Source organism: Candidatus Pelagibacter sp. PS_40 (genome assembly GCF_059417765.1).
Genome location: NZ_CM182064.1, coordinates 327,950 through 345,717, shown reverse-complemented (window position 1 = coordinate 345,717; position 17,768 = coordinate 327,950). Strand labels below are relative to the sequence as shown.

24 protein-coding genes and 1 riboswitch are annotated in these 17,768 nt (G+C 29.9%); of the genes, 10 read left to right on the top strand and 14 right to left on the bottom strand.

Annotated elements, in window-relative coordinates; translation table 11 throughout:
- Position 1 precedes the first annotated feature (1 nt).
- From AC5SLW_RS01845 to msrQ, 4 genes are read left to right on the top strand one after another with little or no spacing between them, the layout of a single operon-like run.
- Positions 2-271 (top strand): hypothetical protein, encoded by a 270-nt coding sequence (locus AC5SLW_RS01845; RefSeq protein WP_027306642.1) that lies wholly within the window; start codon positions 2-4, stop codon positions 269-271.
- Positions 271-723 carry a molybdopterin synthase catalytic subunit gene (locus AC5SLW_RS01840; RefSeq protein WP_027306643.1) on the top strand — a complete coding sequence of 151 codons (453 nt, stop codon included), beginning with the start codon at positions 271-273 and terminating at the stop codon, positions 721-723. The genes AC5SLW_RS01845 and AC5SLW_RS01840 overlap by 1 nt, the downstream gene beginning before the upstream one ends.
- On the top strand, positions 710-1,615 hold the full coding sequence (msrP, locus tag AC5SLW_RS01835; protein ID WP_494575511.1) for a protein-methionine-sulfoxide reductase catalytic subunit MsrP: 906 nt from the start codon (positions 710-712) through the stop codon (positions 1,613-1,615). The genes AC5SLW_RS01840 and msrP overlap by 14 nt, the downstream gene beginning before the upstream one ends.
- Before the next feature lie 24 nt (positions 1,616-1,639).
- Entirely contained in the window at positions 1,640-2,209 is a 570-nt protein-coding gene (msrQ, locus tag AC5SLW_RS01830; protein WP_027306645.1) for a protein-methionine-sulfoxide reductase heme-binding subunit MsrQ, read from the top strand.
- On the opposite strand, the gene AC5SLW_RS01825 is transcribed toward msrQ, so the two are convergent.
- Positions 2,210-2,557: a DUF779 domain-containing protein gene (locus tag AC5SLW_RS01825; protein WP_006997157.1), complete on the bottom strand. Its 348-nt coding sequence runs from the start codon at positions 2,555-2,557 to the stop codon at positions 2,210-2,212.
- A 45-nt stretch (positions 2,558-2,602) separates the two neighbouring features.
- On the bottom strand, positions 2,603-4,153 hold the full coding sequence (gene adh, locus AC5SLW_RS01820) for an aldehyde dehydrogenase (protein ID WP_026362714.1): 1,551 nt from the start codon (positions 4,151-4,153) through the stop codon (positions 2,603-2,605).
- Positions 4,154-4,464: 311 nt separating this feature from the next.
- On the opposite strand from adh, the gene AC5SLW_RS01815 reads away from it, so the two are divergent.
- Positions 4,465-4,710: a DUF1244 domain-containing protein gene (locus AC5SLW_RS01815; protein ID WP_494575818.1), complete on the top strand. Its 246-nt coding sequence runs from the start codon at positions 4,465-4,467 to the stop codon at positions 4,708-4,710.
- On the opposite strand, the gene AC5SLW_RS01810 is transcribed toward AC5SLW_RS01815, so the two are convergent.
- The gene (locus tag AC5SLW_RS01810; protein WP_011281918.1) at positions 4,711-5,211 is read right to left on the bottom strand and encodes a molybdenum cofactor synthesis domain-containing protein; all 501 of its coding nucleotides are present in this window, start codon (positions 5,209-5,211) and stop codon (positions 4,711-4,713) included.
- 18 nt (positions 5,212-5,229) lie between these two features.
- On the opposite strand from AC5SLW_RS01810, the gene AC5SLW_RS01805 reads away from it, so the two are divergent.
- The 3 genes from AC5SLW_RS01805 (at position 5,230) to AC5SLW_RS01795 (ending at position 7,666) form a co-directional block, all read left to right on the top strand.
- A complete protein-coding gene (locus AC5SLW_RS01805; RefSeq protein ID WP_011281917.1) occupies positions 5,230-5,976 on the top strand; it encodes a sulfite exporter TauE/SafE family protein in 747 nt (248 codons plus the stop codon).
- 29 nt (positions 5,977-6,005) lie between these two features.
- Positions 6,006-6,596, top strand: coding sequence for a 2OG-Fe(II) oxygenase family protein (locus tag AC5SLW_RS01800; RefSeq protein WP_020169247.1), 591 nt, complete (start codon positions 6,006-6,008; stop codon positions 6,594-6,596).
- An 88-nt stretch (positions 6,597-6,684) separates the two neighbouring features.
- Positions 6,685-6,748, top strand: a riboswitch (SAM riboswitch).
- Positions 6,749-6,757: 9 nt separating this feature from the next.
- Complete coding sequence (locus tag AC5SLW_RS01795; protein WP_494574235.1) at positions 6,758-7,666, top strand: homocysteine S-methyltransferase family protein; 909 nt, start codon at positions 6,758-6,760, stop codon at positions 7,664-7,666.
- On the opposite strand, the gene AC5SLW_RS01790 is transcribed toward AC5SLW_RS01795, so the two are convergent.
- Positions 7,659-8,546 carry a DMT family transporter gene (locus tag AC5SLW_RS01790; protein WP_006997164.1) on the bottom strand — a complete coding sequence of 296 codons (888 nt, stop codon included), beginning with the start codon at positions 8,544-8,546 and terminating at the stop codon, positions 7,659-7,661. The genes AC5SLW_RS01795 and AC5SLW_RS01790 overlap by 8 nt on opposite strands.
- Complete coding sequence (locus tag AC5SLW_RS01785; RefSeq protein ID WP_011281913.1) at positions 8,543-9,022, bottom strand: YbaK/EbsC family protein; 480 nt, start codon at positions 9,020-9,022, stop codon at positions 8,543-8,545. Before AC5SLW_RS01785 ends, AC5SLW_RS01790 begins: the two co-directional genes overlap by 4 nt.
- A 146-nt stretch (positions 9,023-9,168) precedes the next feature.
- On the opposite strand from AC5SLW_RS01785, the gene glnA reads away from it, so the two are divergent.
- Positions 9,169-10,575 (top strand): type I glutamate--ammonia ligase, encoded by a 1,407-nt coding sequence (glnA, locus tag AC5SLW_RS01780; protein ID WP_494574384.1) that lies wholly within the window; start codon positions 9,169-9,171, stop codon positions 10,573-10,575.
- Positions 10,576-10,581: 6 nt separating this feature from the next.
- Here the strand turns inward: glnA and AC5SLW_RS01775 are convergent, their stop codons facing one another.
- From AC5SLW_RS01775 to AC5SLW_RS01735, 9 genes are read right to left on the bottom strand one after another with little or no spacing between them, the layout of a single operon-like run.
- On the bottom strand, positions 10,582-10,752 hold the full coding sequence (locus AC5SLW_RS01775) for a hypothetical protein (RefSeq protein ID WP_006997167.1): 171 nt from the start codon (positions 10,750-10,752) through the stop codon (positions 10,582-10,584).
- Positions 10,753-10,810: 58 nt separating this feature from the next.
- On the bottom strand, positions 10,811-11,143 hold the full coding sequence (locus AC5SLW_RS01770) for a HesB/IscA family protein (RefSeq protein ID WP_494575506.1): 333 nt from the start codon (positions 11,141-11,143) through the stop codon (positions 10,811-10,813).
- On the bottom strand, positions 11,143-11,439 hold the full coding sequence (locus tag AC5SLW_RS01765; protein WP_011281910.1) for an iron-sulfur cluster assembly protein: 297 nt from the start codon (positions 11,437-11,439) through the stop codon (positions 11,143-11,145). Before AC5SLW_RS01765 ends, AC5SLW_RS01770 begins: the two co-directional genes overlap by 1 nt.
- Positions 11,440-11,442: 3 nt before the next feature.
- Complete coding sequence (sufU, locus tag AC5SLW_RS01760; RefSeq protein WP_018413975.1) at positions 11,443-11,913, bottom strand: Fe-S cluster assembly sulfur transfer protein SufU; 471 nt, start codon at positions 11,911-11,913, stop codon at positions 11,443-11,445.
- The gene (locus AC5SLW_RS01755) at positions 11,913-13,130 is read right to left on the bottom strand and encodes an aminotransferase class V-fold PLP-dependent enzyme (protein ID WP_494575503.1); all 1,218 of its coding nucleotides are present in this window, start codon (positions 13,128-13,130) and stop codon (positions 11,913-11,915) included. The genes sufU and AC5SLW_RS01755 overlap by 1 nt, the downstream gene beginning before the upstream one ends.
- Positions 13,127-14,371, bottom strand: coding sequence for a SufB/SufD family protein (locus tag AC5SLW_RS01750; protein WP_494575501.1), 1,245 nt, complete (start codon positions 14,369-14,371; stop codon positions 13,127-13,129). The genes AC5SLW_RS01755 and AC5SLW_RS01750 overlap by 4 nt, the downstream gene beginning before the upstream one ends.
- Complete coding sequence (sufC, locus tag AC5SLW_RS01745; RefSeq protein WP_271625741.1) at positions 14,372-15,106, bottom strand: Fe-S cluster assembly ATPase SufC; 735 nt, start codon at positions 15,104-15,106, stop codon at positions 14,372-14,374. It lies immediately after the preceding gene.
- Positions 15,106-16,548: a Fe-S cluster assembly protein SufB gene (gene sufB, locus AC5SLW_RS01740; protein WP_006997174.1), complete on the bottom strand. Its 1,443-nt coding sequence runs from the start codon at positions 16,546-16,548 to the stop codon at positions 15,106-15,108. Before sufB ends, sufC begins: the two co-directional genes overlap by 1 nt.
- A gap of 1 nt (position 16,549) precedes the next feature.
- Positions 16,550-16,975, bottom strand: coding sequence for an RrF2 family transcriptional regulator (locus AC5SLW_RS01735; RefSeq protein ID WP_006997175.1), 426 nt, complete (start codon positions 16,973-16,975; stop codon positions 16,550-16,552).
- A gap of 136 nt (positions 16,976-17,111) precedes the next feature.
- Here AC5SLW_RS01735 and AC5SLW_RS01730 point away from each other — a divergent pair, with 136 nt between their 5' ends.
- Positions 17,112-17,768, top strand: coding sequence for an alpha/beta hydrolase (locus AC5SLW_RS01730; RefSeq protein WP_011281905.1), 657 nt, complete (start codon positions 17,112-17,114; stop codon positions 17,766-17,768).

The window sequence follows — 17,768 nt, the reverse complement described above, 5'->3', positions numbered from 1 at the left end:
CATGAAAGTTAAACTTGAGTTATTTGGAGCAAGTAGAGATTTTAGCAATAAAGATTACTTAGAATTTAATATTAAAGAAAAAATTGAAATCAAAGATTTAAGAAGAGAAATCATCAATTACTTGGATATTAATTTTAAAGGTAATGAAGATTTTATAAAAATAGTTAAAAGCTCTGCTTTTTGCTCTGAAGATAATAATATTGTTAATGATAATTTTAAAATTACAAAAGATCAAAAAATTGGGATTATACCTCCAATAGGTGGTGGCTGATGTTACATGCAAAAATTATAGATATTGAAAAAAATAAAATAAAAACTTCTGAAGCAGAGGCATTTATAAAATCCTGCTCATATGGTGCATCAATTATTTTTACAGGAAATGTAAGAAATATTAATGAAAATAAAGAAGTTACTGGTATAACTTATGATAGTCATGACGAACTAGTGCTAAAAAGTTTTGAAGAAATTTATAAAGAGACTACAGAAAAACTTAAAATTATAGATAAAGCAGTCTTTATAGAGCATATAAAGGGCTATGTGGCGCTTGGAGAAACTAGTATAATTATCGCAGTTGCCTGCAAACATAGAGATGAAGCTTACGTATTATCTAGGTTTATAATTGAAGAAATCAAAAAAAGATCACCTATTTGGAAAAAAGAACATTATAAAAATGATGAAAGTGAATGGTTAAAAGGTAATCCTATTAAAAATGAAAAAATATAAACATTCAGAAATTACACCAGAATTAATTTACAATAAAAGAAGAAAATTTATTAAATCAATTGGGCTTGGTGTTGGTTCAATATCTTTGAGCAGTATACCATTCTTAAACAATGCTTATTCACAAAATAAAACTAAGCTAACATCATATGAAGATATTACGACGTATAACAATTATTATGAATTTGGTACCAGTAAAAGTGATCCTTATAGAAATTCACAAGAATTTATTACTAAACCTTGGAGTGTAACTATTGAAGGGGAAGTAGAAAATCCAGTTACGATTTCAGCTGAAGAAATAATTTCTTTATTTCCTTCGGAAGAAAGAATCTACAAACTAAGGTGTGTTGAGGGTTGGTCAATGGTTATTCCTTGGATGGGATTTTCTCTAAGTAAGTTACTTAATAAAGTATCAATAAAGAATACAGCAAAGTTTGTTGAGTTTGAAAGTGTCTATGATCCTGAGCAAATGAAAGGTCAAAGATACCCTGTTCTAAATTGGCCATATAGAGAAGGTCTAAGAATTGATGAGGCGATGCATCCCATAACAACAGTTGTTACAGGGGTTTATGGAAAAACATTGCCTAATCAAAATGGAGCTCCATTAAGAATTTTTGTTCCTTGGAAGTATGGTTTTAAAAGTGCAAAAGCAATTGTTAAAATAAAATTAGTTGAAAATATACCCACATCATCTTGGATGAGATCGTCTCCAAGAGAATATGGGTTTTACTCAAATGTTAATCCGAACGTATCACATCCTAGGTGGTCACAAGCCACAGAACGTGTCATAGGTGAGGGAATTTTAACTCCTAGAATTGAGACTGAAATGTTTAATGGGTATGGTGATGAAGTTGCACATTTATATTCAGGTATGGATTTAAAGAAAAACTTTTAGATACATAAATTTGTTTTATAAAACATGCAGAAATATATAAAAATACCAATTTTCTTTTTTTGTTTACTGCCAATATTAATCATTGTTTATCAAATTATTTTTAATCAATTAGGTCCAGAACCTGTGAAAAAAATAACACATGTAACTGGTGAGTGGACACTTCGTTTTATCATAATAACTCTTGCAATGACTCCTTTACAAAAATTTACTAAATTAAATTTTTGGATTAGCTATAGGAGAATGTTTGGGTTGTTTGTTTTTTTTTATGCATCAGCACACATGATGACATATGTTGGCATAGATTATCGTTTTGATTGGTCTAGTATTGGTGATGATATTATAAAAAAGAAATTTATATTTGCTGGATTTTTAGCTTGGCTTTTATTAGTGCCACTTGCTCTTACTTCATCTAAACGAATGATAAGGTTGTTGAGAGATAAATGGAAAAAACTACACAAGCTTGTTTATATAATTTCTTTATTAGGAATTATTCACTACTTATGGTTAGTTAAAGTAGTTACAGTTGAACCTTTGATTTATCTTATTATTATAGTAATTTTACTTACACTAAGAGTTAAAATGAAATTTAATTAATTAATTAATTGATTTTTTTTCAGGAACGCAAATCTCAGATCTTGTTAAAAATCTTCTGCCAGTTCCATTGTCTAAAGAAAACATTCCACCCATACCTTGAATGCAATCAATAATTAAATCTGTATTTTTCCATGCTTCATGTTGAGTTTCACTTATGTAAAAAGGAATACCACCAATTTTTCCAACTAAAACATCATCATCACTTACTAAAAATTCTTTAACAGGGTAACACATTGGAGCACTTCCATCACAACATCCACCAGATTGGTGAAAGAGCAATTCTTTACCATGATCTTTCTTTAGATCTTCAATTAGTTCTAAAGCTGAAGGGGTTGCGGAAACTTTCATAGTTATATGGCCTGTAGTTTAATACAGGCCATTATAATATATCTGTTAAAAGAAGCCTAATTTTTTCTCACTGTACGACACGTGTAAGTTTTTCACCTGTCTATAATGATTAAGCATCATTTTATGTGTTTCTCTACCGATTCCAGATTGTTTATAACCTCCAAAAGCAGCATGAGCTGGATAAGCATGGTAACAGTTAGTCCAAACTCTACCAGCCTGGATTCCTCTTCCCATTCTATAAGCAATATTCCCATTTCTAGTCCAAACACCTGCTCCTAAACCATAAAGAGTATCATTAGCTATTTCTAATGCATGAGCTTCATCTTTAAATTTAGTAACAGATACAACTGGTCCAAAAATTTCTTCTTGGAAAACTCTCATAGAGTTATTACCTTCAAAAATAGTAGGCTGGATATAATTTCCTTTTTCCAAACCACTGTTTAAGTTAGCAACTTCACCACCACATAGAACTTTGGCACCTTCTTTCTTACCTAAATCTAAGTAAGATTTTATTTTTTCCATTTGTTCTAATGATACTTGAGCACCAATCATAGTTTCCATTTTTAGAGGATTGTCCTGCTTGACTGCTTTCGTTCTAGCAACTGCTCTTTCCATAAATTTATCATAGATAGATTCTTGGATTAATACTCTACTAGGACAAGTACAAACCTCCCCCTGATTAAGGGTAAACATTGCAAAACCTTCAAGACATTTATCAAAGAAATCATCGTCTTGATCCATAACATCTTCAAAGAAAACATTTGGAGATTTTCCACCTAATTCTAAAGTTATTGGAATTAAGTTTTGTGATGCATATTGCATGATCAAACGTCCAGTTGTAGTCTCACCTGTAAAAGCAATCTTTCTAATTCTTTTAGATGAAGCTAATGGTTTACCTGCTTCAAGACCAAAACCGCTTACAACATTAACAACTCCTGGAGGCAATAAGTCTCCAATAAGTTCCATTAATAGTAAGATTGATGCTGGTGTTTGTTCAGCTGGTTTTAAAACTACACAGTTACCTGCAGCAAGTGCTGGTGCAAGTTTCCATGTTGCCATTAATAATGGAAAGTTCCATGGTATAATCTGTCCAACTACACCAAGTGGTTCAGGTATATGATAAGAATATTCACTATTACTTATCTCTGAAACCGAACCTTCTTCTGCTCTGATTACTCCAGCAAAATATCTCCAATGATCAACAACTAATGGTAAGTCAGCTGCCATACACTCTCTAATTGGTTTTCCATTATCTAAACATTCAGCAGTAGCTAATAGTTCAAGATTTTTTTCAATAACATCAGCTATTTTAAGTAGTATGTTAGATCTTTCAGTTATTGATGTAACTCCCCAAGTAGGAAAGGCAGCGTGTGCTGCATCTAATGCAGCCTCAACATCTTTTGCATCTGATCTTGGAACGGAACATATAACATCATTATTAATTGGACTTACGTTATCAAAATATTTTCCTGATTTTGGTTTAACGAATTTGCCACCTATAAAATTTCCATATTGTTCTTTAAATGGAAATTTAACTTTTAAGTGAGACGTATCTAGTAATGGAGATCGTCCACCTTTTACTGTTTCTGTGCTCATTTTTACCCTCTCTCTTTTATTAATATTCTTAAGCTTATTTTTTTTTATTGGCTTAAGTAACTTCTCTTTAGCCACACCTTTTTTCTTTTTAACTTTTTTAGTATTTTTAGGTGATTGCTTGACCAAGTTTTTCTTAATTTTTTTTTTGGTCTTACTTTTAGATTTTTTGGCTGTTTTTTTCTTTTTTGTAGCCATTAATTAACTAAACAAAAATTGATCTGAAGATCCATTAATTATATTATTATTTTCTACTTAAGATTGAATATAGTCTACATCTTGTGCTTAATTGAAATGTGTCTAATAATTTAGTTATGGATAATGATATAAAAAAAGAATTACAGTCTGCTACATTTGAAAGATTGCTCAAACATCTAGATAAACGAAAAGATGTTCAAAATATAGATATTATGAACCTTGCTGGCTTTTGCAGAAACTGTTTATCAAAATGGTATCGAGAAGAAGCAGAGAAAAAAGGTATTGAAATTTCAGACTTAGATGCACGTGAGCATGTTTATGGTATGCCTTATTCTGAGTGGAAAGAAAAATATCAAAAATAATTATTTTTCCTTAAGTCTTGGAAATAGTTCTACAAAATTACAAGGTTTATGATTTATATCTAACTGATGTTTTAAAATTCCATCCCAGGCATCCGTTACTCCCCCTGAAGAACCTGGCAAAGCAAATACATATTTGCCATTAGCTAGTACTGCACAAGCCCTAGATTGAATGGTCGATGTACCAACTGTTTTTAAACTTATTGTTCTAAACACCTCTCCAAAACCTGGTATATGTTTGTCAGCTATCTCGTTTACTGCCTCTGGTGTAATATCTCGACCTGTAAGCCCAGTGCCCCCTGTTGTAATTACAACATCTATTTCAGATTGATTAATCCAATCTTTAAGGATTTTAATAATGTCATCTTTGTTATCTTTACAAATTTTTCTATCTATTAATTTATGTTTAGCCTCCTCTATTTTTTTTACTAAGATCGCACCAGACTTATCGTTCTCAAAAGTTCTGGTGTCCGTAACAGTTAAAAGTGCTATATTTACAATCATAAATTTAAAATAATTTTCATGATTATATTATCATTTTTATTTCTTCTAACAGCAACTTTATATTCAAGTGTTGGCTTTGGTGGTGGCTCTACCTATCTAGCCCTTCTATTAATTTGGGATATTCCTTACTTGATCTTTCCTGTAATTGCTCTCTTTTGTAATATTATTGTCGTATCAGGAAATTGTATAAATTATATTAAAGCTGGAAATATCAATTTTAAGATCCTTACCCCATATTTGATATCATCTGTGCCACTTGCATTCATAGGAGGATCTTTATCAGTAGATAAAGAAATTTTTGAAATTTTACTTTTTTTAGTCTTAGCACTAGCAGGAGTTCTACTTCTCATGAAATTTCAATCTTTTGATCAAAAAATTGAAGTTTATAAAAAGATACCAAAAATATTATCAATATTAATTGGTGCATCTATTGGATTTGTGTCTGGTGTAGTTGGAATTGGTGGTGGAATTTTCTTAAGCCCTATATTGTTATTAATTAGAGTAGATAAAGCAAAAAACATTGCAACAGCAGCATCATTATTCATACTGATTAATTCTTTATCAGGACTTGCTGGCCAATTTACAAAGGCATCAACAATAAATGGAATTTATGATTATTGGCCATTATTTTTTTTTGTTTTAATAGGCGGCCAGCTTGGAAACTATTTAAATCTTAAAATTTTTCCTGCAAGAATATTAGCTCTAGTGACATCAGGACTTGTCATATTTGTCGCTATTCGAATGGGACTGAAGTTGTTTGCATAACAGAAGTATTAAATTATTATAGAAAGATTATGAAAACATTTAGAGCATTTGGACCCACTATAGGAAAAACAAAGTTATCCAAAAAAATTATTACTATATTAAATAATCACATTGATAAGTCTCAATTATCTAAAAAAAATGATTATAGCTCTAAACTTGCAAGTCAAATTAAGAATGAAATTAAAATACCTAAAACATTAATTAATAAGAGTTTGTCTAAAGAATTAATAAAAAATATTAAAGTTTACCTTGATAAGTCAGGCGTTAAAAAAATTAAAGAAATTAAGATAATAAATCTATGGGTAGTTAGGCAATTAAAAAATGAATATAACCCAATTCATTATCATGAAGGAAAACTGTCAGGTGTTGGCTATCTTAAAATCCCAAAAGATATGAATCAAAATAAATTAGTTAAGAATAAAAAGATTAAAACTAATGGAACTATTGATTTTATTAATGGTCAAAAAAACTTTTTAAGTAAAAGTATCTATAATTTAAACCCTAAATTAGGAGACCTATTGATTTTTCCAAATTATTTAATGCACACAGCTTATCCATTTAACGTTGATGGTGAGAGAAGATCCTTCTCATTTAATGCTAAAATATTATTCAAGAAGTGATTTACTAATCAGTCTAATAGATATATAAATATTCTACCGATTTGATCCATATTGCAGGTACTAACTGCTAAAAAGGAAATCATTATATAATTGGTAAAGGTAGTTGAACTGTATTGTGCACCTGGCATAGAGCTAAAGCACTAAAAAAGTAAGGAATAAAAATGGATATTAATTTTTTTAAAACAACACGAATTTTAGATGGTGGTATGGGACAAGAATTGTTAGCTCGTGGTATGAAGCCAAACGGCACATTGTGGAGTGCAAATGCTGTTTTAAAAGAAGAATACCATCAACTCTTACTAGACACACATTTAGACTTTATTAAAGCGGGTGCTGAAGTTATTGTTACAGCAACCTTTACTACAAGACGAATAAGATTACGTGATAATAAAATTGAAGATAAGTTTGAATACTTAAACAAAAAAGCTGGTGAAATAGCTAAGAAAGCTAAAGAACAATATCCTAATGTGTTAATTGCAGGCGGTCTTCCACCTCAATATTTAACATACGAAGAAGATACAAGACCAGATGATGAAATTAAGCAAAACTTTTATGATCAAGCAAAATTATTAGATCCTTATATTGATTTTTTTTACTTAGATGTTTTATCTAGTGTAAAAGAGTTTAAATTAGCAATTGAAGCAATTGAAGAATTTAATAAGCCATACTTAATAGGTGCTCACATTTCTGAGGGAATAAATCTTCCAAGTGGTGAAAAAATATCAGATATTATTAACAATATTAATCATAATAATTTACTAGGATTAATTTTATCCTGTGTTTCTCCTGAAAACTTTTATGAAAATTTAGAAGAAGTAAAAAATTTAGGTGTTCCATTTGGATTTAAGCTTAATGCTTTTGTGACAACTAATCCTAAAGATGGTTATACTAATAGTTATAATGTCAGTAAAACTGGTAACCCAAATGAATTTTTGGGTCAAAGAAAAGATTTAACACCTGAATTGATGGCAAATTTTGTTAAAAAATTTAAAAATGCTGGTGCTACTATTTTAGGTGGATGTTGCGAAACGAGACCTTCTCATATTAAAGAAATGGTTCAGTTTAAGTAGTCTTTTTTTGATCTGCTTTTTTAACAAAGTAAATTCCAACAACGACTGCTAATAAAGATAATAAAATTTTAGGTGTTATTATTTCTTTTAAAAAAATATAACTCAATATAGTACCGAATATTGGAATTAAGTAAGAGACTTGTGATTGAAATATAAGACCATTATCTTTTAGAATTTTAAATCTTAGCAACCAAGCAACACCTGTTGAAACCATTCCTAGATAAACTACTGATATTGTAGATTCAACGCTTGGAACCGAGTTCCATGGTTTTTCAATAAAATAAACAAATGGTATTAAGATTAGGACAGCCCAAATTAATATAGAGCCTGTTACATTTTCATTCTTTTTCTTACTAATTTTAAGAGTTAAAACTCCTCCAATAACATAACAAGTTGACCCAAGTAATATTAATAACGCAGAAATAAAATTACTATCATTTATTAATAGATTATCTGAAAACAAATAAATAATTCCTGAAAAACCAATTAGTATTCCAAAAGTTTTAACTAAATTGAACTTTTCATTTTTTGTATAAAAGTGACCCAATATTGTTGAGCTCAAGGGTGTTGTTGACATTAAGATTGCTGCCAAATTACTTTGTACAGATTTCACACCGTAAGCTATTAAGAAAAAAGGTAATACCAAATTGACAAATCCTATTATAGCAAACCAATACCAATCTTTGGAAAATGCTTCAATCTTAATTTTTTTATAAAAGCATAATAATAATACTGGAATTGATCCAAAAAAAACTCTCAAGAATGCAATTGTAATTGGTCCAAAAGATTCTGTTGCAATTTTGATATTAAAAAAAGCTGATGCCCATATTAAAGCTAAAACTACTAATAATGTATAATCAATTAATCTAGGTTGTCTCATTCAATTATATCTTCAACTTTTCCATTCGTAATCTTTTGAATATCGTTATAGTTTGTTTTAAATACACAGTTTGGATGTCCTGCTGCAGCAAACAATTCATTAAACCTTTCTAAAGAATTGTCTATTATAATTTCAATTCTCTCTAAATGCCCAACAGGTGAGACACCCCCTATTGTATAGCCCGTTTGTGTCTTAACTTCTTCTGGTGATGCCATTGAAATATCTTTTTTATCTTTAACTTTTTTTAGTTTATTTAATGAACACCTCTTATCGCCTGCTACTAAGCATAATATAAAAGTATTTTCCGCTTTAAATAATAAGCTTTTGACAATTGCACCTACATCACAAGCTAAAGCTGTTGCTGCATCCTGTGCTGTTCTTGCTGAATTTTCTAAAACTATTACCTCTAAGGATTGGTCAAAGTTTTTAAGAAATTTTTCAGCTCTTTTAACAGGTTCTTTATCTAATAAGCTCATATTTCAACTAATAATTGATTGATAATTTAACAAATAATGTTGTAATTCATATGTAAAAAACGCATAGGTGATATTTATTATTCAAGCAATATTATTAAAGAAACATTTGTTATTAATTGACCACAAAATTTAAAAAAGGAGAAACTATGACTGCTGCCAATGTTCTAAAATTCATGAAGGAAAAAGAAGTTGAATTTGTTGATTTAAGATTTACTGACCCTCGAGGAAAACTTCAACATTTAACAATGGATCACACTATCGTTGATGAAGAAATGTTAAATGAAGGTGTATTTTTTGATGGTTCATCTATTGCTGGTTGGAAGGCAATTAACGAGTCTGACATGATTTTAATACCTGATACTTCTAGAATGATTATGGACCCTTTTACATCTCATAATACTCTAATCCTTTTTTGTGATATTTTAGATGCTGTTAAAAGATCTCTTTATGAGAGAGACCCAAGAGGAACAGCTAAAAAGGCAGAAGCATATTTAAAAAAATCTGGCATTGGTGATAAAGCTTTTTTTGGTCCTGAACCTGAATTTTTTGTTTTTGATGATGTTAGAATTAATAATGATCCAAACAACACTGGTTTTAAAATAGATAGTAAAGAAGGTCCTTATAATTCTGGAACAGAGTATGCAAATGGAAATATGGGTCATAGACCTCCAGTAAAAGGTGGTTACTTTCCAGTCCCTCCAGTTGATAGTGAACAAGATATGAGAGGTGAATACTTAAAAAGTTTAAAAGAAGTAGGTATCAAAGTTGAAAAACATCACCATGAAGTAGCACCAAGTCAACATGAACTTGGTATGTACTTTGGAACTCTTGTTGATCAAGCTGATAATGTTCAATTATATAAATATGTAGTTCAAATGGTTACACATTCATTTGGAAAAACAGCAACTTTTATGCCAAAGCCGATTGCAGGAGATAACGGTTCAGGTATGCACATTCATCAATCAATTTGGAAAGACGACAAACCAGTTTTTTCTGGTGATGCTTATGCAGGGTTATCTGAAACAGCACTTCACTATATTGGTGGAATTTTAAAACATGCAAAAGCAATTAATGCTTTTTCAAATGCTACAACAAATAGTTACAAAAGATTAATTCCAGGTTTTGAAGCCCCTGTTCTGCTTGCTTACTCTGCAAGAAATAGATCTGCTTCATGTCGTATACCAATTTCATTAAGTAAAAATGGTGCAAGATGTGAAATAAGATTTCCTGATGCTTCAGGAAATCCATATTTAACTTTTGCTGCTATGCTTATGGCTGGTTTAGACGGAATTAAAAATAAAATACATCCAGGCGAATCTTTTGATAAAGATCTTTATGAATTACCTCCAGAAGAAGTTAAAAACATTCCGACTGTTTGTGGATCATTAAGAGAAGCAATGGAAAGTTTAGATAAAGATAGAGAATTTTTAACTGAAGGTGGTGTATTTACTGATGATCAAATTGATGCTTACATTGCATTAAAATTTGAAGAGATACATAGATTTGAACACGCACCTCATCCTGTAGAGTTTGAGATGTATTACAGCAGTTAAGACTAATTACTGTCTAGTTGTTGCGATTGTATCTTTGTTAATTCCTTTTTTGACAACGTAATCCTGTGTGCCGTTAGCACCAGTGTTTACTTCTTTTCTAAGAGTCTTAAAAAAAGTTCTTTCTTTCAGTGACTTTTCTAAAGATTTAACAAGATTTTTAAATTCAAATTTATTCATGACTAATTAATACCATAGATATGTGATATTTGCAATACTGATATGCGTTTAAGTAATGTTATACTTTAAATGACTCGCCACAACCACAACGTTCAGATTCATTGGGGTTATTGAAAACAAATGATGATGAAAATTCTTCTTTTTTATAGTCCATTTCAGTGCCTAATAAGTACATAACAGCTGCAGCATCAACAAAAACCTTAACGCCCTTGTCTTCAATTATTTCATCTGAAGGATTTATTTCTTTTGCATATTCCATTACATAAGACATGCCAGCACAACCACCAGACTTAACTGCAACTCTTACTCCAATTGAATTCGACTCAACCCCAGACATAATTTCTTTAATACGACTTGCTGCATTATTGCTTAATTTAATGATAGGGTTCATTATAGATTTAACTCCAATTTAGCAGCTTCAGACATCATTGATTTTTCCCAAGGTGGTTCAAAAACTAAATCTAGATCAACCTCTTCAATGCCTTCTACTTGCATTGCACTATCCTTAACTTCCTGAGGTAAACTTTCTGCAACAGGACAGTTTGGTGTAGTCAAGGTCATTATAATTTTAGCTTTAGACTCGTTTACCTTAACATCATAAATTAAACCTAATTCATAAATATTGACGGGTATTTCTGGGTCATAAATTTTTCTAATTTCAGCTATTACTTGTTCTCTTAAATCCATAATTTAATCTAATTTTTCAGTATTAATTTCTTCTTGAGTATTGTCAATTGCAGAAATTAAAGTATGCCATGATAAAGTCGCACATTTTACTCTCATTGGATATTGTTTTACTCCAGACAAGCACATTAATTTAGTTTTTTCATCTTCTTCTAGGTTTTTTGATTTTAGCTCAGGGTTTTCTTTAATCATACCTAAAAAGTCATTTACAATTTCTTTAACTTCCACTTCTTCTTTGCCTTTAATTAAATCAGTCATAATTGATGCTGAGGCCATTGAAATTGCACAGCCACTACCTTCAAATGAAATATCTTCTACTTTTTTATTCTCATCAAGTTTTAAAAATACATGTACATTATCACCACATAATGGATTCTTACCCATTGCGTCTTTATTAAAATTTTCAGTTTTTCTTAAGTTGCGTGGATTTTTACCATGCTCTAAAATTATTTCTTGATAAAGTTCTTTAATATTCATTAGATATTAAAAATTTTCTTACAGTTATTGATGGAATTATTAAGTTGATCCAGATCATCTTTTGTATTGTAAACACCTAATGAAGCACGTGCACTTGCAGGTATTCCTAATTTGTCATGTAGGATTTGACAACAATGATGACCTGCTCTAATTGCAACGCCATCTTCATCCAATATTGTAGCTATGTCATGTGGATGAACACCTTCTATAGTAAAAGACAAAACTGCTGATCTATGTTTTGGGTTACCAATTAATTTAACTGAATTATTTTTTCTTAAAATTTCTTGACCATATTCGATTAATTCTTGCTCATGTTTAATCATGTTTTCAATTCCGATTTTTTCTAAAAATTTTATAGATTGATCAAATGCTATAACTTGTGCTGTAGCCATTGTTCCGGCTTCATATTTGTTGGGTAAATCACCATATGAAATGCTATCTTTTTTTACATCTCGAATCATTCCACCGCCACCTTGATAGGGTGGTAATTCCTCTAGCCACTTTTTCTTTGCATATAAAACACCAAGACCTGTTGGCCCGTACATTTTATGGCAAGAAATAGCATAAAAATCACAGTCTATGTCTTGCATATCAAGTTTTAAATGAGGAGCACCTTGGCATCCATCTACTAAAACCGCAATACCTTTTGAATGAGCAAGTTCTGTTATTTCTTTAACTGGCAAAACTGATCCCGTTACATTTGATAAGTGTGTAATAGCAATTAATTTTGTTTTTGATGTAATTTTTTTTTCAATGTTTTCTAAAGTAATCTCTCCATCATCATTAATTTCTGCAAACTCAATCTTTATACCTTTAGATTGTCTTAAAAAATGCCAGGGCACGTAATTAGAATGATGTTCAAGTTCTGTTATAAGTATTTCATCCCCTTCTTTTAAAAATTTTTGACCATAGGTATTAGCTACAAGGTTAATTGCCTCAGTCGCACCTTTAGTGAATACTATTTCATTTTTATCTTTAGCATTAATATATTTTTGAACAGAAGATCTTGTATTTTCATAAAGATTGGTTGCAGCTACCGCTAAGTAATGAACACTTCTACCTGTGTTTGAAAATTCATTTGTATAAAAATCATTAACTCTATCAATTACAGATTGTGGTTTTTGAGATGAGTTAGCACTATCAAGATATACAAGATCATTATTATGAACTTTATTATTAAATATTGGAAATTCTTTTTTAATATTTTCTATACTCACTCTACAACTCCCATCATCTCTTTGATTAAATTTTTGATTTCTAAATCAGTAATTTTTTCAACTGCATCCATTAGAAAACCATTAATCAATAATTCTTTTGATTGCTGATAACTTATACCTCGAGACATTAGATAAAATATCGAGTCTTCGTCTAAGTTACCTGAAGTTGATCCATGCGAGCATTTTACATCATCGGCGTAAATTTCAAGTTCAGGTTTACCATCGAATTCTGTATTTTCATTTAAAAGTAAAGCTTTACTTAGTTGGTACCCATTTGTTTTCTGTGCTTTTTGATCAACAAAAATTTTACCTTGATAAATACCTTTAGAATTGTCATTTAAAACCGTTTTGATTAATTGATAGCTTTTTGTATTTTCTGCTAAATGATTTATATTCGTTTTAATTTCATGATGTTGTGAGTTTTTTAAATTTATCACACCATTAATAAATGCTGAACTGTATTGATCATTTAAATTACAATTTACCTCATTTTTGATAAATTTAGATCCTGTTGAAAAAATAAAATTTTCAGAGATGCTATTTTTTTCAAGGTTAATATTATTATAAAAATATTTAATATTAGAATTGGTTTTATGATCAATTTTGTAGCTTTTAAGGATTGCATCTTGAGCAATATCAAAATTTTGATTTATATTAATGAAATTATTTTGAGACTGATCATCGAATATAGTAACTAGTTTCAAGCTACTATTTTTTTCTAACTTAATATCTGTTCTTAAATTGAGTGCTGTTGAATTAACGTCCTCCGTAGTAATATTGTATAAAACTAAAGGTTTATTTAATGAATAATTCTCTTTAACGATAATACCAATATGTGCACTAACAAGAGCATGGTTTAAGGATACTAATGGATTAATTCCATTCGAATTGTTGCTTAAATCTAAATCATTATTAATTAAAACTTTAGTGTCATCCTCGTATTTGATGTCTATTTTTGAAATTGCTCCATTAATAAAAATTATCTTATTATGTTCAAACTTATTAATTAAAGATACTTGATCTTTAGGTTCGTAAGTTTTATCGTTATAAAAACTTAAATTTTTAATATTAGATGATATTATTTGATTTAAATCTGAAAATTTCCAATCTTCAATTCTTTTATTTGGAAAGCCTTTATCAATAAAATTTGTTAAGTTTTTTTTTCTAAACTCGATATTATTTTCAGAAAATTTCAAATTTTCTGTCATCTTATTGAAATCTGATTTTAATTGTTCAATCATTTAACTAAGAGTTTCGTAACCTTTGCTTTCTAATTCCATTGCTAATTCTGAACCTCCAGATTTAACAATTTGACCATTAATTAGAACATGAACAAAATCTGGTTTAATATAATCAAGTAATCTTTGGTAGTGGGTAATAATTAAAAAAGAACTATCTTTACTTCTTAATGCATTCACACCCTCAGATACTATTTTTAAAGCATCAATATCAAGCCCAGAATCAGTTTCATCTAAAATAGACAGCTTAGGATTTAGGATAGACATTTGAAGTATTTCATTTTTTTTCTTTTCTCCACCAGAAAAACCTACATTTAATTGTCTACTTAATATTTTTTCATCAAATTTTAATTCTCCAGCTTTTTGTTTAACTAACTTTAAGAATTCAATAGCATCTAATTCTTTTTCACCTTTAGCTTTTTTAATTGCATTTAAAGATGTTTTTAAGAATATATTGGTGTTAACCCCTGGGATTTCTAATGGATATTGGAATGCTAAAAATATTCCTTTATGAGCTCTTTCTTCAATCTCTAAATCTAAAAGATTTTCATTAAAATACTTTACTTCGCCAGTTACAGTGTATCCTTTTTTCCCTGAAAGAACATTTGATAGAGTGCTTTTTCCAGATCCATTAGGCCCCATGATTGCATGTACCTCTCCTGGTTTAATTTCTAAATTTAAACCTTTTAAAATTTCTTTATTATCAATATTCGCTTTAAGATCTTTAATTGTTAACATTAACCAACACTCCCTTCTAAACTAATTCCTACTAATTTTTGAGCTTCAACAGCAAATTCCATTGGCAATTGTTGTAGAACCTCTTTGCAAAAACCGTTAACAATTAAACTAACAGCCTCTTCTTGATTTAAACCTCTTTGATTACAATAGAACAATTGTTCATCGCTAATTTTAGATGTGGTTGCTTCATGCTCAATATTTGAGCTAGAATTTTTATTCTTTATGTATGGAACTGTATGCGCTCCGCACTTGTTACCCATCAAAAGAGAGTCGCATTGAGTAAAATTCCTTGCATTGTCAGCATTTTTTGCAATATCCACTAAGCCTCTATAAGTATTATCTGCAAATCCAGCTGAAATACCTTTTGATATTATTTTGCTTTTTGTATTTTTACCCAAATGAATCATTTTAGTACCTGTGTCTGCTTTTTGATGATTATTTGTTATTGCTATTGAGTAAAATTCTCCTACAGAATTATCACCCATCAATATACAACTTGGATATTTCCATGTAATTGCTGAACCTGTTTCAACTTGCGTCCAAGATATTTTTGAATTTTTTCCTTTGCACAAACCTCTTTTAGTTACAAAATTATAAATTCCTCCTTTTCCATCTTTGTCTCCTGGATACCAATTTTGAACTGTCGAATATTTTATTTCAGCATCATCTAGTGCAACTAATTCTACATTTGCTGCATGTAATTGATTTTCATCTCTCATTGGTGCTGTGCACCCTTCTAAATAACTTACATAACTTCCTTTATCTGCAATGATTAAAGTTCTCTCAAACTGACCTGTTTCTGTAGCATTAATTCTAAAATAAGTTGAGAGTTCCATCGGGCATCTTACACCTTCAGGAATATATACAAATGACCCATCAGTAAATACAGCTGAATTAAGTGTTGCAAAATAATGATCTGATATTGGAATTACAGACCCTAAATATTTTTTTACTAATTCTGGATGATCTTGTATAGCTTCAGACATAGAACAAAAAATAATTCCTTTTTTATTTAACTCACCCTTGAATGTTGTTGCAACAGAAACTGAATCAAATACAGCATCAACTGCTATTCCATTAAGTCTTGCTTGTTCTTGAAGAGGTATTCCAAGTTTATTATAAGTTTCTAATAATTTTGGATCTAACTCGTCTAAACTTTTTGGTTTGTCATCCATGCTTTTTGGTGCTGAATAATAATAAAGGTCTTGATAATCTATTTTCGGATATTTAGGTTTTTGCCAATTAGGTTCTTTTAATTGCTTTAATCTTTCAAAGGCTTTCAATCTCCAATCAAGCATCCATTGTGGTTCTTTTTTAATATTTGAAATAAACTTAATTACTTCTTCATTTAAACCCTTGGGTGCTCTAGTATTTTCAATATCAGTTGAAAATCCATATTTATAATCTTTTAATTTTTCTATTTCTTTTTCTCTTGCATCCATTTTAATTTCTACTTTCTGAAGAATTGCTTATAAGATCTTTTAAATTTTTTTGTTCGAAAAAATGATTGATATGAACTTCAAGTTCGTCCCATAAATTATGAGTGATACATTTCGTAGTCTTACTATTGCATCCTTTTTTAGATTCCTTCTTGCATTGAACAGTTTTAACTTCTTCATCTACGGCACTAAGTATGTTTGCTAATTTAATTTCTTCTGGTTCTTTGTTTAAGATATAACCTCCATTAGTACCCCTAATACTTTTTACGATATTATATTTTTTTAACTTAGAAAAAATTTGTTCTAAAAAATCCAAGGAAATACCTTGTCTTAACGATATATCTCTTAAAGATACTGGATTAACACTATTGAACTTAGCAAGATCAGCTAAAGCCATTACTGCGTATCTACCCTTTGAAGTTAATTTCATATTATCCTTATTTAAGTGGGCTTTTTATACAAACCTGACTAAATTAGTCAAGTATACAATACATAAAAAAGATAACATATTGTCGCTTAGTTATGATATGTGTATTTTTTTTTGAGAATAATAATCAATATCATTTATGGACAATAAAATAGTTGAAGTTTTTATACCTGGGCCTGCTGGAAGAATGGAGGCCAAGTATTACAAAAGTGAAAAAATTACATCACCAATAGCGTTAGTATTACAACCTCATCCTCAATATGGAGGAACAATGAATAATAAAGTTGTAGTTGATACATTTCATACTTTTATGGAAAATGGATTTTCTGTATGTAGAGTAAATTTTAGAGGTGTTGGAAAAAGTGATGGTGAGTTTGATAATGGTCAAGGTGAACTGGCTGATGCTGCTGCAGCACTAGATTGGTTAGAGCGTGAAAATTTTGATAACTCACAATGTTGGGTTTCAGGATTTTCTTTTGGGTCTTTAATTGCAATGCAATTGTTAATGAGAAGACCAGAAATAAATAGATTTATTGCAATTTCGCCACAACCAAATGTTTATGACTTTTCATTCTTATCTCCATGTCCTACTTCAGGTTTAATGATTTATGGAAAAAAGGATGAGTTAGTTCCCTTAGAACATATTACAGATCTAGATAAAAGATTAAGTGCACAAAAAGGTATTAAAGTTGACTTTCAGGCTATAAATGATGCTAATCATTTTTTTACTAAAACAGAAGACGTATTGGTAAAATGTTTAGACAAATATATCAAAAAAGAGTCTGCTTTATTTTAA